Source organism: Cupriavidus sp. Agwp_2 (assembly GCF_040784895.1).
In the GTDB taxonomy this organism is placed as follows: domain Bacteria; phylum Pseudomonadota; class Gammaproteobacteria; order Burkholderiales; family Burkholderiaceae; genus Cupriavidus.
In genome coordinates, this window is the sequence record NZ_CP088084.1 from 421,927 (window position 1) to 445,379 (window position 23,453).

Sequence of the window (23,453 nt, forward strand, 5' to 3'; positions counted from 1 at the left end):
GCCTGGCGATCTTACGCCAGCGCACCGTCGGTATAGACGTCGAACTTACGTGCCGGATCGGCCGAAACACCGCTGCGGTCCATGCCCGCCAGCGCTCCGTCGGAATACACATCGAACTTGCGCGCCGGGTCGGCCGATACGCCGCTGCGATCCAGGCCCGAGAGGGACTGCGCATTGGCGGGCGGTGCCCCGGCGCTGGCGCCCTCGGTGAAAACGTCGAAGCGGGCCGCGCGTGCTCCGTCGCCAGACACATTGCCCATGTCGCCCCGGAAGGAATAGCCGTACTTGTCGCCGGCATGCCCGCTGTCGCGCGGCGCGGCGGCATGGGCGATGGTGGCGGTGCAGGCCACGGCGATCGCGGCGGTGGCAAAGAGCGTGTGGGCGAACTGTCGAATCATGGCGGTACTCCGATTTGCGGTAAGGAGAGGCAGAACGCCGGGGCGTCCGCTTGTACTTACGCAGAAGCCGTGCCACCGGATGCAGTGCGAAAGCAAATGCAGCCGACGCCCCGCCACGCGCGTTTTGCAAGGCGTCCGGCCGCAACAGTGTTGGGCCCGATCAGACTTGCGGCGCATGCGTCGCCCATGCAAACCAACAACCGACACCGCCAGGGCGCATCCTGTCCCACGCCTCGACTCAGCGTTTACCCGGGGCCGATTTCTGCCGCGTGTAAGTAGCAGGTAAGGGGCGGCCATTAACTTATGCAGCACGGACTCGCGGCGTCCCGCCGCGGGTGCATCGGGCCAAACCCAGCGGGCCAAACCCAGCGGGCAAGACCACGCATAGATGGCAGGAGACAGGAATGCATGAAGATCTGGTCAGGCGACTGAAGACCAATCCCAATTATCTGCAGCTGGTGCGCAGGCGCTCGCGCCTCGGCTGGCTGCTGACCGCAGCGATGCTGGTGATCTACTACGGCTACGTGCTGCTGATCGCCTTCGACAAGGAACTGCTAGCCAGGAAGGTGGGCGAGGGCGTGATGACGTGGGGCATGCCGATCGGGCTGTTCGTGATCGTCTTCACGGTGGTCATCACCGGACTGTACGTGCAGCATGCCAACCGCACCTACGACGAGCTGACCGAACGTATCAAGCGGGAGGTCGCATGAACGCACGCCACGCAATTCTCGCAGCCGCGGCGCTGCTGCTGTCGGCCGGCGTGTTCGCCGCCGGTGGCGACATGGGGCAGGCCGTGCGCCAGCCGACCAACTGGACTGCCATCGGCATGTTCATGGTGTTCGTTCTCGGCACGCTGTACATCACCAAGTGGGCGGCATCCAAAACCAAGTCCGCCGCGGCGTTCTACACGGGCGGCGGTGGCATCACCGGCTTCCAGAACGGCCTGGCGATCGCCGGCGACTTCATGTCGGCGGCGTCGTTCCTGGGCATTTCCGCGGCGGTGTACGCCAACGGCTATGACGGCCTGATCTATTCGATCGGCTTCCTGGTGGGCTGGCCCGTCATTACGTTCCTGATGGCGGAGCGGCTGCGCAACCTGGGCCGCTTCACCTTTGCCGACGTCGCCGCCTACCGCTTCAAGCAGGCGCCGGTGCGCGCGTTCGCGGCATCGGGCACGCTGGTGGTGGTGGCGTTCTACCTGATCGCGCAGATGGTCGGCGCGGGCCAGCTGATCAAGCTGCTGTTCGGGCTGGAATACTGGGTCGCCGTGGTCATCGTCGGCGCGCTGATGATGGTGTACGTGCTGTTCGGCGGCATGACGGCGACCACCTGGGTGCAGATCATCAAGGCGTGCCTGCTGCTTGGCGGGGCCTCGTTCATGGCGTTCATGGTGCTGGCACAGTATCACTTCAGCCCCGAGGCGCTGTTTGCCAAGGCGGTGGAGGTCCATGCCAAGCAGGACTCGATCATGAGCCCCGGCAACTTCATCAAGGACCCGGTCTCCGCGATCTCGTTCGGCATTGCGCTGATGTTCGGCACCGCCGGCCTGCCGCACGTGCTGATGCGCTTCTTCACCGTGCCCAATGCCAAGGAAGCGCGCAAGTCGGTGTTCTGGGCGACCACGTGGATCGGGTACTTCTACATCCTGACCTTTATCATCGGCTTCGGCGCGATCGTGCTGGTGGGCACCAACGCCAGCTTCCAGGACGGCAGCGGCAAGCTGCTGGGCGGCATCAACATGGCGGCGGTGCACCTGGCCAGCGCGGTGGGCGGCAATGTGTTCCTCGGCTTTATCTCGGCCGTGGCCTTTGCCACCATCCTCGCGGTGGTCGCGGGCCTGACGCTTGCCGGTGCCTCGGCCGTGTCGCACGATCTCTATGCCACGGTCTTCAAGAAGGGCCAGGCAACGAGTTCGGTGGAGCTGCGCGTCTCGCGCATCACCACGATCATCCTCGGCCTGGTCGCGGTGGTGCTCGGCATCGTGTTCGAGAAGCAGAACATCGCTTTCATGGTGTCGCTGGCGTTTGCCGTGGCGGCATCGGCCAACTTCCCGGTGCTGTTCATGTCGGTGCTGTGGAAGGGCTGCACCACGCGCGGCGCCACGGTCGGCGGCTTCATCGGGCTGTTGTCGGCGGTGGTGCTGACCATCCTGTCCCAGGCGGTGTGGGTGGATGTGTTCCACTTCAGCAGCGCGCCGTTCCCCTACACGTCGCCGGCGCTGTTCTCGATGACGGCCGGGTTCCTGGGGATCTGGTTCTTCTCGGTGACGGACAAGTCGGCGCGGGCTCGCGTGGACAGGGCTGGCTTCGAAGCGCAGGAGCTGCGTTCCGAGACCGGCATCGGCGCGGTGGAGGGCGCCAGCCACTGAGGCAGGCAAGCACCCCACGGCAAATGTGAAGCCAGCGTGGCGCCCGGGCATTCGGCTACAGTCGGATGCCCGGGCGCCATGCTTTTGGGCCCCGCGCAGGGCTTTGTCAAATATTTTTGAACATTTTGTCAATGTCGATTGGGATTGTATAGGCTATTTATCCAAGCAAGAATGTTGGGCTGACCGCACCACACCACAGCCACGCCTGCCGCGCGTGGCGCCAGCCCGGCATGGGCTACGATTTCCCAGAGACGGCTCGTACCCCGAAACAGCCCAAGGAGACAAGAATTGCAGACGCCCGAATCATCCCAAGGCAACGACTTCCCGCTTGAGGGCGTGCGCGTACTCGATCTGTCGCGTGTGTTCGCCGGCCCGCTGTGCGGCCAGGTGCTGGCTGACTTCGGCGCCGAAGTCGTCAAGGTCGAGCACCCCGGACGCGGCGACGACACGCGCGACTGGGGCATGCGCATCGGCAAGACCGAGACCACGTACTTCAACAGCATGAACCGCAACAAGCGGTCGATCACGCTGGACCTGCAGAGCAAGGAAGGCGTGCAGATCGTCTACGACCTGCTGCCGCAGTTCGACGTGGTCATCCACAACTTCAAGACCGGCGGTGCCGAGAAGCTGGGCCTGGGCTACGAACAGCTCAAGGCCATCAAGCCCGAGCTGATCTACTGCGCGGTTTCCGGCTACAACAGCAGCGGCCCCGAGGCCAAGCGCCCCGGCTATGACCTGGTGATCCAGGGCGAGGCCGGGCTGATGGCGCTCAATGGCGAAGCCGACACGCCGCCGCTGAAGTTTGGCGTGGCCGTGGTGGACCTGATGACCGGCATGTACGCCGCGCAGGCCGTGCTGGCGGCACTGTTCCGCCGCGAGCGCAAGGGCAAGGGCCAGCTGATCGAAATGGCGCTGTACGACTGCGGCCTGATGGTCACCGGCTACTACGGCCTGGACGCCATGCTGCTGGGCCGCGATCCGGCCCGCTACGGCAATGCCCACCCGTCGATCGTGCCCTACGGCATGTTCGACGCCGCCGATGGCCCGCTGATCATCGCGGTGGGCAACAACAGCCAGTTCGACAAGTTCTGCCGCCAGGTGATCGAGCGCCCGGACATCGTCGAAGATCCGCGCTACGCCACCAATGTCGAGCGCGCCAGGAACCGCGAGACGCTGACCCCGCTGATCACGGGCCTGATCCGCAGCTTTGCGCGCGACCTGCTGCTCGAACGCATGAGCGCCTGCGGCATTCCGTGCGGCAAGGTGGCCGGGCTGCACGAGGCATTGACCAGCGAACGCACCCGCCAGGGCGGCCTGCTGCGCGAGATGCCGCATCCCGTTGCAGGCACCACCCATGTCTTCGCGCCGCCTTACCGGCTGGATGGCCAGCGCCTGCCGATCCGCAGCGCGCCGCCCACGCTGGGCGAAGGCACGCGCGCCGTGCTGCAAAACCTGCTGCAGATGAGCGATGACCAGCTGCAGGCCCTGCAGGCCAGCGGCGTGCTGACGCTGCCGGACGCACCCGCGTCCGCCTGAGCATTCGCGCCGCGCGTCGTGCCCATGGCATACCCATGGCGCACGCGCAGCGCGCCCGGCAAGGGGGCTGGATTGCCTTGCGCTGATTCAACTGGAACAAGAAAGTGCGTATTCGAGACATTACCCGTATGGTTCACTCCCGCCGCCGCGCGATCCTGGCGCTGGCCGCCGCACCGCTGCTGGTCAGCGGCGCCTTCGCCCAATCGTGGCCAGCCAAGCCCATCAAGCTGGTCGTGCCGTTCCCGCCGGGCGGGCCCACGGATACCGCATCGCGCATCGTCGGCCAGAAGCTGGGCGAAGCCCTCAAGCAGCCGGTGGTGGTGGAAAACCGCGCCGGTGCGTCGGGCTCCATCGCCGCCGCCCAGGTCGCCAAGAGCGCGCCGGACGGCTACACGCTGATGATGCTGGCCACACCGACGCTGCTGGCACCGTTCCTGTACAAGAAGGCGGGATACGACACCACCAAGGATTTCACGCCGGTGGCCACGGTCTATGACCTGCCCATCGTGGTGGTGGTCAACCCGACGCTGCTGCCCAACGTGACCGACCTGCCCAAGCTGATCGCGCAGGCCAAGGCGCAGCCGGGCAAGCTCAACTACACCAGCTCCGGCGCCGGCAGCTTCGGCCACCTGAGCATGGAACTGCTCAAGCAGATGGGTGGCTTCGAGATGCAGCACGTGCCCTACAAGGGCGGCGTGCCGGCGATCAGCGACACCATCGGCGGGCAAGTGCCCATCATGTACGCCGACCTGGTCGCGGCGCTGCCGCATATCCAGGCCGGCAAGCTGCGCGCCATCGCCGTCGGCTCGCCGCAGCGCGTCGCCATGCTGCCCGACGTCAAGACCATTGCGGAGCAGGGCTTCAAGGGCTATGAAGCGGTGTCGTGGGGCGGCCTGCTGGCGCCCCCGGGCACGCCCAAGGACGTGGTCGACCGCATCTCCGGCGAAGTCGGCAAGATCCTAGCCGACAAGGACGTGCAGGACAAGCTGCTGAAGGCAGGCGCCATTGCCAGCTACCAGGCACCGGCGCAGATGGGCCAGCGCATCCGCCAGGACTATGCCAAGTGGGGCAAGGTCATCCGCGACAAGGGCATCGCGGTCGAATAAGTCTCTGCAATCCGGGCGCGCCGCCATGATGCGTCCGGCGAATTCCCTCCTCGGCGGCCGGTCCCTCCGGCCGTCATGTCTTTACCTGGCGCCATCCACTGCGTGGGCCCAGCATACCTCCCGACATTCCTGCCGACATTCCTGCCAATGCGATTGACCGAATCCGCAATTGGTCTTGTCGGCGCAACTCACTAACGTCTTGTCATAAAACCGACCGCACCGTGGATACCCCGGCGCGGCATATCAAAACGACAGACAGGAGACGAAACGTGAGCATGAACATCCGTGGAACGCGCAGGAGCCTGCGATCGGTCGCCCGGCACGGCGTACTGGCATTGGCAGCATTGGCCGGACTGGCCGCCCATGCACCCGCCACGCTGGCGGCAGCGGACTTTCCCGCCAAGCCGATCGAATTCTGGATACCGTTCCCGCCGGGCGGTCCCACTGACGGCTCGCTGCGCACGCTGGTGGCGGCGGCCGGCAAGGAACTGAACCAGCGCGTCGTGCCGATCAACAAGCCAGGTGCCGGCGCCACGCTTGCCGCGCAGGTGATGTCCCAGACAGCAGCGCCGAACGGCTACACGCTGTCGATGGTGGCGTCGAACATCTTCCGCATGCCGCACCTGCAGAAGACGCCATACGACCCGCTCAAGGACTTCACCTACATCATCGGCCTGACCAACTACCGCTACGGGCTGGTGGTCCGGGCCGATGCACCCTGGAAGACGCTGGAGGAATTCCTGGCCCACGCCAAGGCGAACCCGGGCAAGGTCACCTATGGCGCTGTCGGCATCGGCAGTTCCGGCCATATCTCCATGGAAAAGCTTGGCAAGGCCACCGGCGCGAAATTCACCTTTGTGCCATACAAGGGCGGTTCCGAGGAAATGATGGCCCTGCTGGGCGGCGACATCGATGCCGTGCTCGATCCCGGGTGGGGCCAGTATGCCGTTGCCGGCAAGGTGCGGCCGCTGGCCATCGTCGGCGACGCGCGCTTCCCGCGCTTCAAGGATGTGCCGACGCTGAAGGAACGCGGCTACGACATCACGGCCAGTTCGCTGGTCGGCATCGTCGGCCCCAAGGGCATGGATCCGGCGGTGGTCAAGGCGCTGCACGACGCGTTCTACAAGGCGTCGCAGGATCCCGCCTACCTGCGCTCGCTCGAGGCGATCGACCTGGAGCAGGTCCACCTCAGTAGCGAGGCCTACGCGAAATTCGCGGCGGAGCAGTACGAGCGCGAGAGGGCCGTGGTGAGGCAGCTGGATATCCGTTTCTGACTGGTTGCGCTTCCCGCTTCGCGGGAACGGCCAGCGGGTTCAGCGCGGCCGGCGCAAGGCCGGTCATGCGCCAGGCTGCCCCGCGGCTTGTACTTTGGCGTGGATGAGCTAAACCAACAGGAGTCCAAAACGTTTCTCCGAGCAAAGGAGCCGAGCATGCGTTTCGACAGACTACTCCTGGCATGCGCGCTGGCCGCGGCCAGTGCTGCAGCGCTGGCACAGCCAGAATCCAGCGTGGTTGTCGCGTCCGGCGTCGGGGCGATGATGGCGACCGAGACTGTCAAGACCACCGCGACCGTGGTGGCCATCGACACCGCCACGCGCACGGTGTCCCTCAAGAACAAGCAAGGCAAGGTCACCGACCTGCAGGTCGGTGACGATGTTCGAAATTTCAACCAGGTACGCATTGGCGACGTGATGACCGTCGAATACAAGCAGGCGCTGTCCGTCAGCATGACCCGGCAGACCGGCATTCGCTCGTCCATCGAGCGCGAGACCATCGATCGCGCACCGGCTGGTGCCAAGCCCGGGGGCAGCATCGGGCGGGAGGTGACAGTGACTGCCGATGTCGTGAACGTCAACCGCAAGACCGGCATGGTGACGATCAAGGGCCCGAAGGGCAAGACGGTCGACGTGCATGTCAGCGATCCGCAGCAGCTCAAGGCGATCCGGCGCGGCGAACAGGTTCAGGCGGTTTACACCGAGGCGTTCGCCGTTTCCATGACGCCGAAGGCCGCCCGCTGACGGGTTGCCGCGAGAGCACGACAGCGCGCATTCCTGCCGGCCTGCCTGGCGCCATGTGCGCTGGCGCAGGCCTGCAAAATCCGGCACTTGCATGACCCGCCAGCTAGCGACTAGCTTGAAAGCCTTGGGCCGCTTGACGATGGGGCATCATCATGAAGAGGATCACAGGGCGCCTGGCCACGATGGTTTGCGCGGGTGCTGCAGCGTGCCTCTGCGCCGCCGGCGGTGCATGGGCCTCAGACATCGCCTGCAACTCGCCTGCGGGCGAATCCACGGTCCGCTGCAACAATCCGGATGGTTCCGGGGTGCGATGCACGCTGGCAACTGACGAGCCCGGGCCACGCGCTCGCCATGCGCTGATCTGCAATTCTTCCAGGTTGTCCGAGCGCTACGAGCGCATCTACGCCGAGCAGCAGCGTATGTTGCGCAAGGGCAGAATCGATAATGCCGACATTACCGCCTGGCGTGCCCGGCGCGATGCCTGCGAGTCGGCACGCTGCCTGGAAGGCCTTTTTGCCAGGTTCTGGCGGGAACGGGACTCGATGAAAAGTGGGGCGCCTGCCTCTACGTCTACGCCGCCCACGGCCAAAATCCCGACTACCCCCAACATCCAGGCGCCGGCAGCCGCGCTGCCGAGCCCCGCGCAGCCGAGCCCCGCGCTGGCCGCCGTACCGGACGGGACGCCGGCGAGCGCATTGCCTGCGCCGCAAGCCGTCCAGGAACCCGAGCAAGCACCGGTGGCCCTCACACAGCCGGTTGCCGCCACTGCGCCAACGCCGACAGACCCTGGAGCGGAATCTTTGCCGTACATCGAAACCTTCAACAGCAGCCCCGCCAGGTCCTACCCGGCCGCGCTGACCGCGGAGAGCGTGCTTTCCGGGCTGGCCGTGCTGGGCATGGGGGCGGGTTTTCTGTGGACGCGGCGAGCGGCTGGCGCAGCGCATGGTTGGCGCCGCGGTGTCCCGGCGGCCATCGCCATCGTCTTCAGCTTGCTGTTGGTGAATGCGCTGCTGCTGCCGTTTACGCTCGCCTTGTAATCATCGCAGGTGGCGCGCAAGGAATTCGCCGATCACCGGATTGACCACCTCCGGATGCGTCAATGGGCCCATATGCCCGAGTTGCGCGAACTCCACCACTTCCACGTGCGGCAACGCGGCCGTCAGCAGCCGCGCCACTGCATGCGCCGACGGCGGCGAGCGCTTGCCGAGCAGATAGAGCACCGGTACGTCGAGGGATCGGAATGCCTGCAGCGGCGTGGGCTCCGTGAACAGCGCATGCGCCCACCGGCGGACATTCTTCACCGATGCGGCGATTGGCGGCTTGCGCTGTCCGGGTGTCTGCCGCCACGCTCCCGTTCCCATCCAGTAGTCGATAAAGTGCTCGGCAGCCGCGTCCTCGTTGCCTGCATCGAGCGCGGCAGCCGCATCGGCGACGGTATGGCGAATGCCATCGGCGTCATTCGGCGCGGACTGCTGCGCATCGATCAGCGAAAACAGCGTTGGCTCGTAAAGCGCCAGGGCACCCACGCGGCCGGGTTGCGCCAGCGCGGCGACCAGTGCCAGCGCAGCGCCATACGAATGCCCCACCATTGCCAGCGATGCGCCAGCCTTGCCGAGCACCGGCTCGATCAGCGCCACCTCATCGCGCAGCGAAATCACCCGGTCCGACGGCCAGCGCGGACCCTGGCCGGCGTCATAGGAATCGGGCGCCAGTACGTGGAACCTCGGTGCGAGGTGCTCCATCAGCGCACGCCATTGACCGGAGGTGCTCGCATTCGCATGGAAGCAGACGACGCCGGGTCCGGTGCCCGCCTCGCGGAAGAAAGGCTGCGCCGGCGCAGCGAAGGATGTCGAGTGAAATGAACGCATGGCAGTCTCCTCAGGTGGGTTGGGCCTGTCCCGCAGCGAGGGGCAGGGGGCGTGCCTCGCGGATTGGCAGGTGCAGCAAGGCGGCAAGCAGGCAAAGCGCGATGTCGGCCTGCCACATCCAGTCGTAGCTGCCGGTCACCTCGAACGCCTTGCCACCAAGCCAGGCGCCGAGAAATCCACCAAGCTGGTGCGACAGCATGACGACGCCGAACAGCGTGGCCAGGTAACGCGCGCCGCACAGTTTGGCGACCAGGCCGATGGTCGGCGGGACGGTCGACAGGTAGGTGAAACCGAGTCCGGCACCGAACAGGGCGAAGGTCAACGGCGTCTTCGGCGCCACGACGAACGCCATGATCAGCAGTGCCCGTGCGAAATAGAGGACGGCCAGCGCATATTTCATCGGCACGGTCTGGATGGCCTTGCCGATAAACAGGCTCCCCAGGATGTTGCACAGACCGATCAGCGACAGCGACCAGGCACTGACCGTGGCGGGCATTCCGCAAAGCGCGACCACGCCAGGCAGGTGCGTCGAGATGAATGCAACGTGGAAGCCACAAGCGAAGAAGCCCGCGTTGAGCAGCAAGAAGCCGGGATCTTGCAGTGCGCCGCGTAATGCCGAGCCCACCGTTGCCGAGCCCACCGTGGCCGAGCCCACCGTGCCACCGCCCGCAGCGCCTGCATGGGCGTTGGCGTGCGCCGGCGCCGCGCGGGTAATGACCCGGATCGCCGGGATCGCGGCCAGCCCCGCCGCACCGAGCAGCACCAGGGCCGGCTGCCAGCCCGCGGTGCCAATCAGCAACTGCGTCAGCGGCAGGATCGTGAACTGGCCCACCGAGCCGCCCGCGTTGATGATGCCGCTCGCCAGGGCCCGGTGTGCCTCGGGAATCAGCCGGTTCGCTGCCGACATCAGCATGGCCGGACCGATCGCGCCAGCCCCGGCAGCGGCGGCCACGCCAATCAGCAGCATCAGCGTGATGGCGCTATCCGCGACCGGCGTGGCCGCGACCGCGATGGAAAACACCGTGGCGCCGGCAATCATCACCGGCCGCGGCCCCCAGCGGTCCGCGATCGCGCCCGCCACCGGCTGCGCCATGCCCCACATCAGCTGCGAGAGGCCGAAGGCCAGGCTGACGGTGGCATAGCCAACGCCGGTATGAGAGTTGAGTAAGCTGATGAAGAGCGGCAGCGACTGGCGCAGGCCCAGCCCCAGCGCGAAGACCGCTCCGGCCGCTAGCGCGATGGTCAGATGACTGCGGCTGCGCACATGCAAGGTGGTGTCCATGATCCAGTCTCCTTTCCGGTCTGTTCCAGGTCGTTCCAGTCCCGATCTTTGGCCGCGCGCGTGGTAGGTGGCGTGGTAGCCGGCGTGGAAATTCCCGTGGAATCGAACCTGCCGCCCGGAACCGGCATCCCGCCGGTGCAGATCCGGTTGCTTGGGCCGTTCCGCGTCCGGCGGCATGGCGTTGCGCTTTCGCTGCCGGCATCGAGGAAAGTCCGCGCGCTGCTCGCGTACCTGGCGCTTGCGCCGCGGCCGGTGCTGCGCAGCCAGCTCTGCGAACTGCTGTGGGATGTGCCCAACGATCCACGTGGCGAATTGCGCTGGTGCCTGAGCCGGATCCGCAAGCTCGTCGATTCCGACGCGCGGCAGCGGCTGCGCACCAGCGGCGAGACGATCTGGCTGGACCTGACTGACGGGTTTGTGGATGCGCTGGGGGTGGCGCAGGCCATGGAGGCAGGCGTCACGTCGCTGTCGCCAGAGCGGCAGCACGGCCTGGCGAAGCTGTTCGAAGGGGATTTCCTGGAAGGCCTCGACATTGCGCGCTGCCCGGCGTTCAGCGCGTGGCTCACCGCGCAACGGCGGCGTTTCCGGGCCTGCCAGACCGCGCTGCTGGAGCAGCTCGTGCAGGACGCTGCCGACGAAGAGACGTTTGGCTACCTCGACAAGTGGCGCGAGCTGGCGCCATTCGACCAGCAGGTGCACGCGTCTATCCTCGCCGCGCTCGCCCGGCAGGGTCGCATACGCGAAGGGGAAGAGCATGTCGCCGCCACCACCAGGCTGTTCGAGGCCGAAGGGCTGGACAGCCGGCCGATCCGCAATGCCTGGCGCTCGGCCATGGCCGGTTCGGCGGGCAGTGCGGCAGGCGGGGCAGGCGGCCGCACCTCGGTCGTCGAAGTGCTCGAAGTGGTCGAGGCCACCAGCGCGCCTGCGGCCACCGACGCCTCACCGGCAATTTCCCGGCACGGCTCCATTGCGGTGATGCCGTTCATCGATCCTTCCACCGCGGCGCTCGCGCACGGCGGCGCAGCCGATGCACTGGCGCACGACATCATCACGCGCCTGGCCAAGCTGCGCAGCCTGTTTGTCATCGCGCAGGGGACCGTGTTCGCGCTGCATGAGCGGCATGTCGGCGCGGAAGAAGCCGGCCGGACTCTGAATGTCGACTACGTCGTCGGCGGCACCGTCAGCATGCGGGAAGGGCGCCTGACGGTGACCGTCGAACTGGCCGAGACACGCAGCGCCCGGATCGTCTGGGCTGACACCTTCCACCACAAGCTGGACGACGCCTTCCTCGTGCTGGAAGAGGTCGGCAACCGCATCGTGGCCTCCATCGCCAGCGAGATCGAGACCCTGGAGCGAAACCGCGCCATCCTGAAACCACCGGGTTCGCTCGATGCGTGGGAGGCGTACCACTGCGGCCTTTGGCATATGTACCGGTATCGCCGGGCCGACAACGAGATGGCCCGGCATTTCTTCCAGACGGCACTGCGGCTTGACCCTACCTTTTCGCGCGCCTACGCCGGCCTGTCTTTCACGCATTTCCAGGACGCGTTCCAGAACTGGGAGAAGCGCGGACCGGAGATCGACAAAGCCTACGAAGCCGCGGTGCAGGGCATGATGGCGGATGACCGCGACCCCGCGGTCCACTGGGCGATGGGTCGCGCGCTGTGGCTGCGGGGCAATCCCGAAGAGTCCGTCGGCGAGCTGGAGCAATCCATCGACCTGAGCCCCAACTTTGCGCTGGGGCATTACAACTTGTCGTTCGTCCGCTCGATTTCCGGCGACCCGCAGGCGGCAATCGATGCGTCGGACCTGTCGCGCCAGCTGAGTCCGTTCGACCCGATGCTGTTCGGCATGCTGGCGACGCGGGCGATGGCGCTGGTCCGACTCGGGCAGTTCGAGGAAGCCGCCGGCTGGGCCGTCAAGGCCGCCGCGCGCCCCAACGTGTTCCCGCATATCCACGCGATTGCCGCCTGCACGCTGGCGCTGGCCAACTCGCTGGAGCAGGCGCGTTCCCAGGCTGCGGCGATCTACCGGATCGCCCCGCGCTATACGCTTGACGAATTCCTGCTGACATTCCCGTTCGATGCGGATGGCGAGGCGCTGTTCCGGGAAGGGGCGCGGCGCATCGGGTTCCGGTGAGCGACACCAAAAAACTGCGTTGCAACATGTGCAGTGCCGGCCCCTTGGGCGCGGTAGTCAAGCGACCTATGATCGCAGCCACGACGGGCGCAAGCGCCTTCAGCAGGGTTTCATGCGGCTCACTTAGGCAAAGACCTTCCGTGTGCTATGGTTTTGTATGACCTTTTCGGACAGGGCGCCAGCGCGCGGCTGGCAGCACAGACGCTGCCGGCCCGCCAATTGCTGCGCCTGCAACAGATCGAAAGCGGCGCGATGACGATCGGCTTCGACGCGCCGGGCGCACAGCCGCCGCGCTGACGGGGGCAGACAAACATGCTGACCGGCATCACACACGATGAAGCCTGTGACGCATCCTTCGAGGCGCTCCTGATGGCGTAGCACACCGGACCTTGACCGCGTACATCACTGGAAATGGAGGGTGTCACCATGAAGCTCAAGCGAATCGCCCTGATAGCCGCTGCCACCCTGACGCTGGTGGGCTGCACCTACTACGGCTACCCACCCCCTGCGGGCGCACCTGCCAGCTACGACCGTTCGTTCTATGCGGCCGCGGATGCCATGCGGGACCAGGGCCTGGTCATCACCAGTCAGGACGCGATGGCAGGCACTGTCGTCGGCAGGAAAGACAGCGATACCGTGACGGCCAGTGTCCGCCAGCAAGGCGACGGCAGCGTGCGGGTGGAGTTCAATTCCGCCAGCCCGCGCGATGGCGGCCTGCTCGATCGCGTTTCACGCAGCTATGACCGCCGCATGGGACGCTGAAGGGAAGCGCGGCTGGTGTCATGGCCGCGCAGCGCAAGGCAGAGCAAAAGGGGATACAGCATGAAAGGAACAACAGTACTGGCTGCAGCAGTGATGATGGTGGCTACCGCTTCCGCCTGGGCACAGCCTGAAACGCGCGTGGATGTCACGCAATCGGCAGGCCAGGCGACTGCCACCGGCACGGCGAAAATGACCGCCAAGATCGTCAAGATCGATGCGCCGACGCGAACGGTCTCGCTGAAATCCGGCGACGGCAAGGTCGTGGATCTCGTCGTAGGCCCGGAGGCCAGGAACTTCGAGCAGCTCAAGGTAGGCGACACCGTCACGATCGAGTACAGGGAGGCCCTGACCATGAGCCTCAAGAAGGGCACCGGACCCCTTGCGATGAATGAGCGCGAGATCTCGGACCGTGCCGCGCCGGGTGCGAAGCCGGGCGGTACGGTCGGCCGCGAAGTGACCGTCACTGCCGACGTCGTCGCGGTCAACACCAGCGCCAAGACCGTCACGCTGAAGGGACCAAAGGGTCGCACCGTGGATCTGGTGGTTGAGGATCCGGAGCGGCTCAAAGGCATCAAGAAGGGTGACAGGGTCGAGGCGGTCTATACCGAGGCCATCGCAGTGTCCGTACAGCCAGCTACAGGCAAGTAGCGGAGCAGTCCATCCGGGGGTCCGCCACCGCCTTGGCGGACCCCGGCAATGCCCACCTGTTGCGATCCATTTCGGGCCTGGCTCGAATTGAATCCGGTCGTCTCATCAGCTCAAATAATTTATGTCGACAATAAAAAATGCGACTGCTATGATCAATCGCACGATCGCCTGAGTCGTCAGGATCCTCGCCGCTGCCGCAGTGGCCTGGTGAGGCGGGCAGCACAACTGCGCACCGGGCGAATGACTAGAAAAGATGGGGACAGACAACGATGTCATTACTCAGAAAGCGGCTTGCCCTCACGCTATGCGCGGAGGCCATCGTCGGCTTGTGCGCGGTACGTCCGGTTCAGGCGCAGGAAAACTGGCCTGTGCGCCCGATCCAGATGATCGTGCCGTCATCTCCCGGATCCGGAACCGATGCGCTGGCGCGCGTCATGGCGCAACGCCTTTCGGAATCGCTGAAGCAGCCTGTGGTGGTGGAGAACCGGCCGGGTGGCAGTGGGGTGATCGGCACCAATGCCGCCCTCAAGGCGGCACCGGATGGCTACACGATCCTCTACACGACGGCATCCAACATGGTGGTTGCGCCGGCAGTCATCAAGTCTATTTCCCCGGAGTCCAGGAAGAGCCTCGTGCCGATCGCGCAGACTGCGGTGGGTGGCGTGTTGCTGCTGGTCAGCCCGGATCTGCCGGTGAACGACTTGCCTGGACTGATCGAGTACGTGAAGGCGCATCCGGACAAGATAAGCTACGGCAGCTGGGGCACGGGTTCGTCCGCGCACCTGACGATGGAGTGGCTGAAGAAGCAGACCGGCATGAAGACGGAGCACGTTGCCTACCGGACTACCACCCAACTGCTCACCGAGCTTTCCTCGGGGGTGCTGAAGATCGGCTGGACCGATCCCAGCGTGGCGGTTCCGTTCCTGCGATCCGGCAAGGTACGTGGCATTGCGATCGTGGGCAACGTGCGCTCGCCCCAGCTTGCCAACGTCAAGACGATGAGCGAGCAGGGCTACAAGTTCGGCACGGTGGGATGGTTCGGCATGTTCGCGCCGGCAGGGACCAGTCCGGCCATCGTGAAGCGCCTGTCCGACGAGGTCAACAAGGTGCAGGGATCGCCCGAGATCGCGGCCTTGATGAACAAGCTCAACTTCGAGCCGGCGCCGGTAAAGTCCTCCGCGCAGCTGGGCGAGATCGTCCAGAACGACCTGCGGGTCTGGACGAAGATCGCCAGCGACGCAGCCATCCGGGTCGAAGAATAAGAAGCCCCGCACCCCTCGCTTAGTCACGCAGTTTCCTGCCGGCGCCATCCGCCTGCCCGGCCTCGGGCTGAAGCTGGCTTATTTCAGGCAGCCAGCGGTGCAGAATCGCGTCAGGGACATGGGCATGGAGCAGGGGAGTGCCGCCACCACGGAAGACATGATGGCGGACTTGAAGCAGGCCTATCAACAACAGTCCGCGCTACTGAAATCCATCAATTTCCAGCCGGACTGATCTCAGATTATCCGCGGGCCGTCGCCGGGATATTCGCTTGCGAAAGCTCGCGAATGAACGCTTCGGCCTGCGGCCACTCGCCATAGCCCGAGGCAGGGTTCAGATGCCCGACCTCGCCAAGCTCGACAAGGCGGCTTCCCCACGACTGCGCCAGCTCGCGGGCGCGATCCAGGCGCGTCAGGGGATCGTTGCTGCTTGCCGCAACAATGCTGGGAAACGGCAACGGGCCGCGAGGAATCGGCAGCCAGCCATGGGCGCCCAGTGTCTCGGTCGTCGGATAGCCTGCCGGCATGGGCGTCTCGAGGTCCGCGGGCGCTGCCAGCAATGCGCCGAGAATCTCGCGTGTGGCGCCTCGCGCAGCCCAATGGGCGACCATCATCGCGCCCGCGCTGTGCGCGACGATGATGACCGGCCCGTCGATGGTGGCCAGGGCGCGGTCGATTGCCTCGACCCGGGCTGCGCAGCTCAGCTTGTCCTGCTCAAGCGGGGCGACGCTGACGACGCGAGGCAGCTTTGCGGCCAGCAGCGTCTGCCAGTGTTCCGGCACGTGGTCACGCAGGCCAGGGACGATAAGAACGGTTGGTTTCGTAGCGGTCATGTCGATCTTTCAGTAAGGTTGGTCACCAACGATGGCGGCTCGCTCCATCTTTCGGTGGCACGGGGGATAGTCCATCACTGCATAGTGCTGGGTTGAACGGTTGTCCCAGAACGCGACGCTGTTTCTCTTCCAACGAAATCGCACCTGGTATTCGGGGATGCTGGCCTGGCTGACCAGATAGTTGAGCAGGTGGCTTGCACCTGGCGCCTTATCCAGCCCGAAGCGCACGTTCGCCGGCACATTGAAGTTGGTGAAATGCGTCGTAAAGCTTCCATTGACGAACAGCACTTTCTCCCCGGTTTCGGGATGGATGCGCACAACGGGGTGCTCGGCGTCCGGGTACCGGGCCTTCAGCGCAAGACGCTTTTCAATCGGCATCGCGGCGCCGAAGCTCGCCTCGATGCTGTGCCGCGCACGCAATGGGGCGATCTTTGCCTTGATATCCTCGGGCAACTGGTTGTATGCCTCGACCATGTTGACCCACATCGTGTCGCCGCCCACGGGCGGGCATTCGATACAGCGCAGCACGCAGCCCAGTGGCGGCTGGTCGCGCCAGGTGGCATCGGTATGCCAGGAATTCTCATTGCGTTCGGGAGGACTGTCCGGGGTCTTGTAGATCTGGACCAGTCCCGGGTAGTCGGGATGGCTGCCTACCACCGGATGGTCCTCCAGTTCGCCGAAGCGGCGCGCAAAGGCCACATGCTCTGCGCGCGTGATGTCCTGGTCGCGGAAGAACAACACGCGATGCTTGAGTAACAGTGCCCGGATCTCCGCCATCTGCTGGTCGTCCTCGGCAGCCGCGCCAAGGTGGACGTTGCCGAGTTCGGCGCCGATCGTGCAAGTGATTGGCTCGACCCGGATGGAATTCCCAAGCGAGGTGGCGCGGACCACTGCGGGTGCCGCTTCGAGGCGTTGGATCATGAGCGTTGTCTCCTTCGTCGAGCTGGTCGATCGCCTTGGAGTTTGGACGCCACGGGTTTCTCCCGCTTGACAGTACATGACAGGCTTTTATCATTCCATGTCACTGTTTTACTCGCCCCTGCAATGTCGTCACTGGTCCGCGCCGCGGCCCTCACCAACTACAGCGAGGTCGCCCTGGCTGCCGGACTGGACCCGGTGCGAATGCTCCTTGACGCCGGCTTGAGTCCTAGCGTTCTGCGCGATCCGGACCTCATGATTCCGGTGGAGCGTGTCGGACGACTGCTGCACGCCTCCGCAACCCTGTCAGGAAACGAGAGCTTCGGGCTATGCATGGCCGAGTCGCGCCTGTTGTCCAATCTCGGGCCGGTAGGACTGCTGATCCGCGACCAGGCGACCCTGCGCGATTCGCTGCGCATCCTGATGCGCTATCAAGCCTTGCTCAACAGTGCGCTCTCGCTGGCGGTCGAGGAATGCGACGGACTGGTGATCATTCGCGAGGCGGTTATCGCCGGCAATGCACACCAGCCCACACGCCAACGGGTGGAACTCGCACTCGGGGTCATCGTGCGGTTGATACGCCAACTGCTCAACCCCGACTGGGTGCCGCGGCGCGTCTGCTTTGAACATCCCGCGCCACGCGACCTCAGTACGCACCAGCGGTTTTTCGGGCCTTGCGTAGAGTTCGACCATGAATTCAACTGCATCATCTGCCCCAAGGCCGATCTCGATGCCCGCAATTCCTCCGCCGATCCTGCCATGGCGCGCTATGCGCAACAGTTGGTAGACGCTTCCGCCATTTGCCGGCAGGTGACAATGCTCGAAGACGTGCGGCGCATCATCCTGTTGCTGCTGCCCGGCGGGCGCTGCACCATCGAACAGGTGGCGGACCATCTGGGCGTGGTGTGCCGAACGGTCCAACGCCGGCTTGCGGATGAAGGGCAGAGCTTTTCTTCGATCGTCAACGACGTCCGCATCGAACTCGCCGCGCGCCATGTCATCGAAAGCGATCGTCCCTTGACCGAAGTGGCGACCCTGCTCGGCTTCTCCGCGCCAAGTGGATTCTCGCGCTGGTATCACGTGCAATTCGGCTGCAGCCCCAAGGAAAGCAGGGCGGCACGCGGTGCCGTGCGCCGGCAGGCCGCACCTCTGCCGGTGGACAACGCATAACGCTTCACGAAGCCATGCCAGGCACGGGTCCTGGTTGCCTCCAGCCGGTTGCGCGGTTTAATATTGTCGACAAAAACTGAACAACGTATATCGGAAGGATGCGCCGCGCATGGCTCGACTCAAGACTACCAACACGCCAGACCTGCAGTCGCTGCTTGCGCCGCAAACGCCGCAGAATCCGGTCATGCTGGCAGTTGAGCAGGCGCTGATGCATGGGCGCGACTGGTCGGCATCGGTCGCTGATCAGATTGCAGTGCGGCTGGCGGGCCTGATCACGCTCGACGTAATCCACGCCGGCCAACGCCTGCTTGAAAATGACATTTGCGAGGTGCTGGAAGTCAGCCGCGCTCCTGTCCGCGAGGCCTTGCGCATCCTGGAGCGGGAGCGCCTGGTGGAGTTTCGCGCGCGGCGCGGCGCCATTGTCACCGAGCCCAACGCCCAGGATCTGCGCGATATCTACGTCGTGCGGGATGCGCTGTTTGAAATCCTGCTCAGGCAACTGGTGGAAGAGCGCGCGGACGCGCTGGACGCCTGGTTCGAAAAGTTCATGCCGCAGTTCAGCAAGGCCGTCGAAGAATCGGTAGACGCCTATATCAGCGTGACCTTCATCGCGAACATGGCCATGGCAGACCTGACGAGCAACCGGCTGGTCGGGGAACTGCTGAACTCCATCTCGCTGCGGGTCCTGCGCTATGTCCGGCTGGGGCTCGAATGCCATCCGGGCTCGCTGGAAAATTCCTTGAAGACCTGGCGTGCGCTGCAGCGTGCTGTCACCAGGCGAGACATCGATGCGGTCCTGCAGACCGCGCACAAGCGCATCGCAAATTCCCGCGAAGCTGCCATCCGAGCCTTGTCATCATCCGGCGTTCACAAGGACAAGGGTGGGGTCCGCCGCGAGGCAGTGGCGGTCCAGGGTTTCTGAGTTCCGGGGACCATGGCGCATCTCTTTGGTTTGCCTTGCATTTAACATAAGATAGATTATGCGAAACAAAAATGTAGCGGCAAAGTTGTAATGTCCGGTTTTGGCAAAGTTGAAATAATCCTCTAACGTAAAGTTGTCCGGTAACTCGACGTAAAAGTGTCATGCATTGATCTATGAGGCACTTTTTATCTTTTCCGTACGGCTTTACGTCGCGGTTTAGCTGCCTGACTTGGGTTCGGGCGCGGATTTTCTTCCCGTTCGGGAAGATCCAAGCGGCACAGTCTCTACAAGCACGCAAAACTTCCCGCTCGGGAAGAAATCTTCGGCTGAGAGGTCCTGGACGGTTTCGACCCGGCCATCTCACGTTCGGGTGTCAGCGCTCTGGCTCACGTTCAGGTGGCAGCGCTCTGGCAGCCGTGCGTGGCTCCCTCTAAGGTCACTTCGGCCAACATTCTGACTCGCCCACTGAAAACCGCTTTACCATCACAGATGGGAACGGAACGGGCTGTCTTAGCCAGAACTGCTATGTCACTGCAACAGAAGATGCGGCTCTTGTCGGCCTGGCTGCCGGCCGGGCTTCCTTACGTCGAGACTGAAGTCGGCTCCTACCTCTACCTGCATGACGTCCCGTACGAGTTGGAGAGCATCCTTGCTCGTTGGCTGCTTCTGCAGCCTGATCTTACCGACAGAGATCTCTCAACTTGCGTTCTGGTCGAGGGTGGCAAGGGTTTAGCCATTACCCGGGAAGGATGGGAAAGTTTCCTCTGCTGGCTCGTCGAAACACTTCGAGCCAAGCTTATCGACATGGAGCAAGCCCAGTAGCAACGCCTTCGTGCCCCCCTTTTCGGTCGCCCTCCGTCTTTGATACGGAAGGCGCGTCGCATTAAGGTGCCCATCCGGTGAACCAATCAGGCAAGGAACCACTATGTTGCGGGTACGCATTGAACTGCTGCCAGACGGCGATGAGGAAGCAGCTACGCTGCTTGCTGCTGTCGATATCAGCAATGACGGTAGCGGTACGCAAAGTACCGGGCATTACAACGCCGTCTTGAAGGAAGCGTGGCGAACTGCAGGAGACCAGCAAGCCATCTATACCACGGAAGCCAAAATTCACGATGTGGACCGCGAACTCATCAGGCCGGTCCAACTCGTTAGCATCGCGCTGCAAGTCCTCGCCCCGGTGAAGCGAACAACCGCGACCTCTTTAGATTCGTGGGGAGAAATCGTCCGCGGGCCCGAGTAGTCCTTCATGAGGACGTTTGCGGAGTCGCCGGGCCAAGCGCTGCCTAAACCGCCCGCCCTGCATGGTTATGCAATGCAAAAATCGCACAACCGTTATGTTCAATGATCCTGCTGGGCCACCTGCCGGCGGGAGGCGAAATTTCTTGCAGCGTTTGTTGAAACATAACTGTTGCCATCGCACTGTCTGACATGTCCATTCGTTCTGCCGCCCCCGCGCTCGCTGCTGCACTACTGTTCGGAGCAAGTACGCCGCTGGCCAAAACCCTGACGGGTTCTGTCTCGCCACTGTTGCTAGCGGGCCTGTTGTATCTGGGGAGCGGTTTGGGTCTAGGTGGATACCTGCTTCTAAGACGGCTTGCTCGGAAGCCTGCTAACCAGCCGCCATCGCAACCGCCAATCCCACGTCACGAGATTCCATGGCTGTTGGGAGCGATCCTGGCTGGCGGCGTTGCTGGTCCGGCGCTTCTGATGACCGGCCTTGTCGTCACGAACGCCGCCTCTGCCTCGCTCCTGTTGAACGTCGAAGGCGTCTTCACCGCGCTTATCGCCTGGATTGTGTTCAAAGAGAATGCCGACCGGCAAATCGTGCTCGGCATGATCGCCATCGTTGCCGGAGGCGTCCTGCTGTCCTGGCAACCAGAGGCCGCCGCCTTGTCCCCGGGTGCGCTGCTTATCGTCGCAGCCTGCGGATGCTGGGCAATCGACAACAACCTTACCCGCAAGGTGTCATCGAATGACGCCGTCCTGATCGCGTGCCTGAAGGGCTTGGTGGCAGGTGCATGCAATACCGGATTCGCACTGGCAGCCGGCGCCAAGCTGTCGGCCGGACTACCGCTGGCATCGGCGCTGCTGATCGGATTCGTTGGCTATGGTGTGAGCTTGGCGCTGTTTGTGATCGCGCTTCGCCACCTTGGTACCGCCAGGACGGGGGCTTACTTCTCGGTGGCACCACTGTTTGGCGTGGCGATCTCTTTCGCGTTATGGCCGGAGATACCCAGTGTCCTGTTTTGGCTTGCTGCAGCGCTGATGGCGTTAGGCGTGTGGCTGCATCTGCGGGAACGGCACGAGCATGAGCATATCCACGAGGCGATGGAACACACCCATGCCCACCGCCACGACGAACATCACCAGCATGAGCATGATTTTCCGTGGGACGGGTTGGAGCCGCACACGCATGCCCACAGGCATGCCCCGATAGTTCACAAGCATCCTCACTATCCGGATATTCATCACAGACATTCGCACTGAAGTGGCCGAGATGAATACCGTTCTTACCTAGGCTTCTTCTGCGATCAGGAACCTTTTGGGGTTCTTGCCAAGCCATGCCGGTTGGCGACCACGGCCGGACCAAGTCTTTTCTTTTGACACGATCATCAGGGGCGCTCAATCCAATAGGAAAGCCTCAATGTAATGCCACTTGAATTCAAGGAAAATTGGGCCAGGAGGATCAACGTGAAGCAATGACCGATAATAAGTGAGAGAAGATGCTGCGCTGACTTTTTCGGGTCATTAGGATCCACTATGGTGGAAGCCGGAGGCATCCCTTGGCTGGCTCGCTGGCGGGCCCGTCAAAGCTGGCTGCCGCTGACTATCCTTTGATGTCGTGCGAGCCACATTGTCGAACGAAGTCCACTCTCGGATTTGCCCTACCCTCGGGAGGCATCTTGGACGGTGAGGTCTGTGTGCAGGACAGCATCAGCTCTTCCATCAAGTTTGCGAAAAGTCCCTCACAGCCGCGGCGTGGCCATAGCTTCGAGCGGAATCGCTCGGCAGGCTGGCGACCACTGGTGCGAAAGCCGCGCTGCGATGCAGCACAGTCTTAACTTGCTTCCGGCAAAAAATCAGTTTAAGGTGGCCCCTCGGTGTGCGCGTCCTGCGTGTCCCTGACACCGGCGAGTCCATTTCCATTCCCCTCATCCTTCGTGGAGTTCGATCCACGGACCAGCTATCGTAGGTTCCATTTTCCGACCCCGGCAAAGGAGGCCACCATGCTAAGTTCGCACGAAATCGCTGCGCTACTCTTGCTTGGCGATGCGCACGATATCGATGATCTCGAACCTGATCAATTGGACGGCTTGCTAGCCCACAAGCTGGTCACGATGGAACACGGGCATGATAGTGGCAGTGCTTATCCTCGCCTGACCAGCCAAGGACACTCGATGCTCGAAGCCGTCCGCAGCATTCGATAAGGGCTTGGTTTTACCGCCGCGCCCCGGCAACCCAACCCCCACGTACGTCTGGGCCCTCTGGACGGCGGTAGTCTGACGCCGTTGCTCATCCTCAATTCCCGTCCAATGGCCTACCTCCTCGCTTGGGCCGCGCACGCCATCTTTCGCGCGGACGGACTATCAATTCATGATATGTGGCAGTGATTTCCGACAAAAGTGGGTTGACCCGTCTCTATCGGATTGATTGCCGCTAATGCGGGAATGCGTTAGGCAGTCGCTTCGCAGGCATTAGCTGCGGGCGAGGTCAGGCGTAGACCTGGGGCGTGGCGCACCAGTTAGAATACTCTTGCGTCTGGCCCCGATGCCCTGCCCTGTCCGGCGGGTGCCTTCCGAACGTCCTTTCTTTCCTGATGCTTCGACCCTAGCTCTTTCGCCAGCATGCCTCCTGCCCTTCTCCAGGATTCCGACACCCAACTGTTGCGCGAGCGCGCCGAGACGATCCTATGGATCAAGACGCAAATGGCCAGATATGGCCTGCATCTGGCCGACCTGCAGAACGCAGGCTGCTTTTCTGAAGGAGCGTCGCTCGCCAATGCCTCCGCCCGTCCGATTTGCTTCCGAGACGCTTATGGCCACGCGTGGGATGGTCACGGCGATCTGCCGGACTGGCTGCAGCGCGCCGTGAACGCTGGCCAGTCGATCGAGCATTTTCGTGTAAAGCCATAGGATGCGCTTATCGCGGCTGTGATTGTCGGCATGACTTTGCGGACCAGCGCACCGCTTGCTTCACCTTGCATAGAAAGCCAAGAACAGTTC

Annotated in this window: 25 protein-coding genes and 1 pseudogene; 20 read left to right on the forward strand and 6 right to left on the reverse strand. The window is 63.8% G+C overall.

Features of this window, described 5'->3' with window-relative positions; all coding sequences use genetic code 11:
* Positions 1 to 11: 11 nt before the first annotated feature.
* On the reverse strand, positions 12 to 398 hold the full coding sequence (locus LPA45_RS19675) for a hypothetical protein (RefSeq protein ID WP_317924779.1): 387 nt from the start codon (positions 396 to 398) through the stop codon (positions 12 to 14).
* A 404-nt stretch (positions 399 to 802) separates the two neighbouring features.
* Here LPA45_RS19675 and LPA45_RS19680 point away from each other — a divergent pair, with 404 nt between their 5' ends.
* The 7 genes from LPA45_RS19680 to LPA45_RS19710 all read left to right on the forward strand — a co-directional run bounded on the left by LPA45_RS19680 (position 803) and on the right by LPA45_RS19710 (position 8,463).
* Positions 803 to 1,108 (forward strand): DUF485 domain-containing protein, encoded by a 306-nt coding sequence (locus tag LPA45_RS19680; protein WP_116321706.1) that lies wholly within the window; start codon positions 803 to 805, stop codon positions 1,106 to 1,108.
* Positions 1,105 to 2,766, forward strand: a complete 1,662-nt coding sequence (locus LPA45_RS19685; RefSeq protein WP_116321705.1) for a cation acetate symporter — start codon at positions 1,105 to 1,107, stop codon at positions 2,764 to 2,766. The genes LPA45_RS19680 and LPA45_RS19685 overlap by 4 nt, the downstream gene beginning before the upstream one ends.
* A 288-nt stretch (positions 2,767 to 3,054) precedes the next feature.
* Positions 3,055 to 4,302: a CaiB/BaiF CoA-transferase family protein gene (locus LPA45_RS19690; RefSeq protein ID WP_317924777.1), complete on the forward strand. Its 1,248-nt coding sequence runs from the start codon at positions 3,055 to 3,057 to the stop codon at positions 4,300 to 4,302.
* A 128-nt stretch (positions 4,303 to 4,430) separates the two neighbouring features.
* Entirely contained in the window at positions 4,431 to 5,408 is a 978-nt protein-coding gene (locus LPA45_RS19695; protein WP_116321703.1) for a tripartite tricarboxylate transporter substrate binding protein, read from the forward strand.
* A 275-nt stretch (positions 5,409 to 5,683) separates the two neighbouring features.
* Positions 5,684 to 6,682 (forward strand): tripartite tricarboxylate transporter substrate binding protein, encoded by a 999-nt coding sequence (locus LPA45_RS19700; RefSeq protein WP_317924811.1) that lies wholly within the window; start codon positions 5,684 to 5,686, stop codon positions 6,680 to 6,682.
* 156 nt (positions 6,683 to 6,838) lie between these two features.
* Positions 6,839 to 7,426 carry a hypothetical protein gene (locus LPA45_RS19705; RefSeq protein WP_116321702.1) on the forward strand — a complete coding sequence of 196 codons (588 nt, stop codon included), beginning with the start codon at positions 6,839 to 6,841 and terminating at the stop codon, positions 7,424 to 7,426.
* 152 nt (positions 7,427 to 7,578) lie between these two features.
* Positions 7,579 to 8,463, forward strand: coding sequence for a GntR family transcriptional regulator (locus LPA45_RS19710; RefSeq protein WP_317924775.1), 885 nt, complete (start codon positions 7,579 to 7,581; stop codon positions 8,461 to 8,463).
* On the opposite strand, the gene LPA45_RS19715 is transcribed toward LPA45_RS19710, so the two are convergent.
* Positions 8,464 to 9,294, reverse strand: coding sequence for an alpha/beta fold hydrolase (locus LPA45_RS19715; RefSeq protein WP_317924774.1), 831 nt, complete (start codon positions 9,292 to 9,294; stop codon positions 8,464 to 8,466). It lies immediately after the preceding gene.
* A 10-nt stretch (positions 9,295 to 9,304) separates the two neighbouring features.
* Positions 9,305 to 10,576, reverse strand: coding sequence for an MFS transporter (locus LPA45_RS19720; RefSeq protein WP_317924773.1), 1,272 nt, complete (start codon positions 10,574 to 10,576; stop codon positions 9,305 to 9,307).
* Positions 10,577 to 10,672: 96 nt separating this feature from the next.
* Here LPA45_RS19720 and LPA45_RS19725 point away from each other — a divergent pair, with 96 nt between their 5' ends.
* The 6 genes from LPA45_RS19725 to LPA45_RS19750 all read left to right on the forward strand — a co-directional run bounded on the left by LPA45_RS19725 (position 10,673) and on the right by LPA45_RS19750 (position 15,619).
* Positions 10,673 to 12,715 (forward strand): transcriptional regulator, encoded by a 2,043-nt coding sequence (locus tag LPA45_RS19725; protein ID WP_317924772.1) that lies wholly within the window; start codon positions 10,673 to 10,675, stop codon positions 12,713 to 12,715.
* A gap of 153 nt (positions 12,716 to 12,868) precedes the next feature.
* Positions 12,869 to 13,012, forward strand: coding sequence for a hypothetical protein (locus tag LPA45_RS19730; RefSeq protein WP_233528257.1), 144 nt, complete (start codon positions 12,869 to 12,871; stop codon positions 13,010 to 13,012).
* Between the two features lie 129 nt (positions 13,013 to 13,141).
* Positions 13,142 to 13,477 carry a hypothetical protein gene (locus LPA45_RS19735; RefSeq protein WP_116321697.1) on the forward strand — a complete coding sequence of 112 codons (336 nt, stop codon included), beginning with the start codon at positions 13,142 to 13,144 and terminating at the stop codon, positions 13,475 to 13,477.
* A 60-nt stretch (positions 13,478 to 13,537) separates the two neighbouring features.
* A complete protein-coding gene (locus tag LPA45_RS19740; RefSeq protein WP_317924768.1) occupies positions 13,538 to 14,125 on the forward strand; it encodes a hypothetical protein in 588 nt (195 codons plus the stop codon).
* Positions 14,126 to 14,394: 269 nt separating this feature from the next.
* The gene (locus LPA45_RS19745; RefSeq protein WP_116321695.1) at positions 14,395 to 15,387 is read left to right on the forward strand and encodes a tripartite tricarboxylate transporter substrate binding protein; all 993 of its coding nucleotides are present in this window, start codon (positions 14,395 to 14,397) and stop codon (positions 15,385 to 15,387) included.
* A gap of 97 nt (positions 15,388 to 15,484) precedes the next feature.
* Positions 15,485 to 15,619, forward strand: coding sequence for a hypothetical protein (locus LPA45_RS19750; RefSeq protein WP_367395092.1), 135 nt, complete (start codon positions 15,485 to 15,487; stop codon positions 15,617 to 15,619).
* 7 nt (positions 15,620 to 15,626) lie between these two features.
* Here LPA45_RS19750 and LPA45_RS19755 read toward each other — a convergent pair whose 3' ends face one another.
* Together LPA45_RS19755 and LPA45_RS19760 are read right to left on the reverse strand one after the other, a co-directional pair.
* Positions 15,627 to 16,217, reverse strand: a complete 591-nt coding sequence (locus tag LPA45_RS19755) for an alpha/beta hydrolase (RefSeq protein WP_317924765.1) — start codon at positions 16,215 to 16,217, stop codon at positions 15,627 to 15,629.
* A gap of 9 nt (positions 16,218 to 16,226) precedes the next feature.
* Positions 16,227 to 17,138: a TauD/TfdA family dioxygenase gene (locus tag LPA45_RS19760; RefSeq protein ID WP_116321693.1), complete on the reverse strand. Its 912-nt coding sequence runs from the start codon at positions 17,136 to 17,138 to the stop codon at positions 16,227 to 16,229.
* Between the two features lie 123 nt (positions 17,139 to 17,261).
* Between LPA45_RS19760 and LPA45_RS19765 the strand changes: the two genes are divergently transcribed.
* The 5 genes from LPA45_RS19765 to LPA45_RS19785 all read left to right on the forward strand — a co-directional run bounded on the left by LPA45_RS19765 (position 17,262) and on the right by LPA45_RS19785 (position 21,717).
* Positions 17,262 to 18,305, forward strand: a complete 1,044-nt coding sequence (locus tag LPA45_RS19765; protein ID WP_116321692.1) for an AraC family transcriptional regulator — start codon at positions 17,262 to 17,264, stop codon at positions 18,303 to 18,305.
* Positions 18,306 to 18,414: 109 nt separating this feature from the next.
* Positions 18,415 to 19,227, forward strand: a complete 813-nt coding sequence (locus LPA45_RS19770; protein ID WP_376790670.1) for a GntR family transcriptional regulator — start codon at positions 18,415 to 18,417, stop codon at positions 19,225 to 19,227.
* 525 nt (positions 19,228 to 19,752) lie between these two features.
* Positions 19,753 to 20,049 carry a hypothetical protein gene (locus LPA45_RS19775; protein ID WP_062799344.1) on the forward strand — a complete coding sequence of 99 codons (297 nt, stop codon included), beginning with the start codon at positions 19,753 to 19,755 and terminating at the stop codon, positions 20,047 to 20,049.
* A gap of 103 nt (positions 20,050 to 20,152) precedes the next feature.
* Positions 20,153 to 20,470 (forward strand): hypothetical protein, encoded by a 318-nt coding sequence (locus LPA45_RS19780; protein WP_062799346.1) that lies wholly within the window; start codon positions 20,153 to 20,155, stop codon positions 20,468 to 20,470.
* Positions 20,471 to 20,658: 188 nt separating this feature from the next.
* The gene (locus LPA45_RS19785; RefSeq protein WP_062799347.1) at positions 20,659 to 21,717 is read left to right on the forward strand and encodes a DMT family transporter; all 1,059 of its coding nucleotides are present in this window, start codon (positions 20,659 to 20,661) and stop codon (positions 21,715 to 21,717) included.
* Positions 21,718 to 21,744: 27 nt separating this feature from the next.
* Here LPA45_RS19785 and LPA45_RS19790 read toward each other — a convergent pair.
* Positions 21,745 to 21,825 (reverse strand): annotated as a pseudogene (locus tag LPA45_RS19790) (H-NS family nucleoid-associated regulatory protein); the annotation flags it as partial.
* 632 nt (positions 21,826 to 22,457) lie between these two features.
* On the opposite strand from LPA45_RS19790, the gene LPA45_RS19795 reads away from it, so the two are divergent.
* The gene (locus LPA45_RS19795; RefSeq protein WP_062799349.1) at positions 22,458 to 22,658 is read left to right on the forward strand and encodes a hypothetical protein; all 201 of its coding nucleotides are present in this window, start codon (positions 22,458 to 22,460) and stop codon (positions 22,656 to 22,658) included.
* Positions 22,659 to 23,075: 417 nt separating this feature from the next.
* Complete coding sequence (locus LPA45_RS19800; RefSeq protein ID WP_082818915.1) at positions 23,076 to 23,363, forward strand: H-NS family nucleoid-associated regulatory protein; 288 nt, start codon at positions 23,076 to 23,078, stop codon at positions 23,361 to 23,363.
* The last annotated feature ends 90 nt before the right edge of the window (positions 23,364 to 23,453 follow it).

Coding starts and splice junctions, on each gene's coding strand:
- LPA45_RS19675 (WP_317924779.1), bottom strand. CDS start 398: ATGATTCGACAGTTCGCCCACACGCTCTTTGCCACCGCCGCGATCGCC.
- LPA45_RS19680 (WP_116321706.1), top strand. CDS start 803: ATGCATGAAGATCTGGTCAGGCGACTGAAGACCAATCCCAATTATCTG.
- LPA45_RS19685 (WP_116321705.1), top strand. CDS start 1,105: ATGAACGCACGCCACGCAATTCTCGCAGCCGCGGCGCTGCTGCTGTCG.
- LPA45_RS19695 (WP_116321703.1), top strand. CDS start 4,431: ATGGTTCACTCCCGCCGCCGCGCGATCCTGGCGCTGGCCGCCGCACCG.
- LPA45_RS19700 (WP_317924811.1), top strand. CDS start 5,684: ATGAACATCCGTGGAACGCGCAGGAGCCTGCGATCGGTCGCCCGGCAC.
- LPA45_RS19705 (WP_116321702.1), top strand. CDS start 6,839: ATGCGTTTCGACAGACTACTCCTGGCATGCGCGCTGGCCGCGGCCAGT.
- LPA45_RS19710 (WP_317924775.1), top strand. CDS start 7,579: ATGAAGAGGATCACAGGGCGCCTGGCCACGATGGTTTGCGCGGGTGCT.
- LPA45_RS19715 (WP_317924774.1), bottom strand. CDS start 9,294: ATGCGTTCATTTCACTCGACATCCTTCGCTGCGCCGGCGCAGCCTTTC.
- LPA45_RS19720 (WP_317924773.1), bottom strand. CDS start 10,576: ATGGACACCACCTTGCATGTGCGCAGCCGCAGTCATCTGACCATCGCG.
- LPA45_RS19735 (WP_116321697.1), top strand. CDS start 13,142: ATGAAGCTCAAGCGAATCGCCCTGATAGCCGCTGCCACCCTGACGCTG.
- LPA45_RS19740 (WP_317924768.1), top strand. CDS start 13,538: ATGAAAGGAACAACAGTACTGGCTGCAGCAGTGATGATGGTGGCTACC.
- LPA45_RS19745 (WP_116321695.1), top strand. CDS start 14,395: ATGTCATTACTCAGAAAGCGGCTTGCCCTCACGCTATGCGCGGAGGCC.
- LPA45_RS19755 (WP_317924765.1), bottom strand. CDS start 16,217: ATGACCGCTACGAAACCAACCGTTCTTATCGTCCCTGGCCTGCGTGAC.
- LPA45_RS19760 (WP_116321693.1), bottom strand. CDS start 17,138: ATGATCCAACGCCTCGAAGCGGCACCCGCAGTGGTCCGCGCCACCTCG.
- LPA45_RS19765 (WP_116321692.1), top strand. CDS start 17,262: ATGTCGTCACTGGTCCGCGCCGCGGCCCTCACCAACTACAGCGAGGTC.
- LPA45_RS19770 (WP_376790670.1), top strand. CDS start 18,415: ATGGCTCGACTCAAGACTACCAACACGCCAGACCTGCAGTCGCTGCTT.
- LPA45_RS19775 (WP_062799344.1), top strand. CDS start 19,753: ATGTCACTGCAACAGAAGATGCGGCTCTTGTCGGCCTGGCTGCCGGCC.
- LPA45_RS19780 (WP_062799346.1), top strand. CDS start 20,153: ATGTTGCGGGTACGCATTGAACTGCTGCCAGACGGCGATGAGGAAGCA.
- LPA45_RS19785 (WP_062799347.1), top strand. CDS start 20,659: ATGTCCATTCGTTCTGCCGCCCCCGCGCTCGCTGCTGCACTACTGTTC.
- LPA45_RS19795 (WP_062799349.1), top strand. CDS start 22,458: ATGCTAAGTTCGCACGAAATCGCTGCGCTACTCTTGCTTGGCGATGCG.
- LPA45_RS19800 (WP_082818915.1), top strand. CDS start 23,076: ATGCCTCCTGCCCTTCTCCAGGATTCCGACACCCAACTGTTGCGCGAG.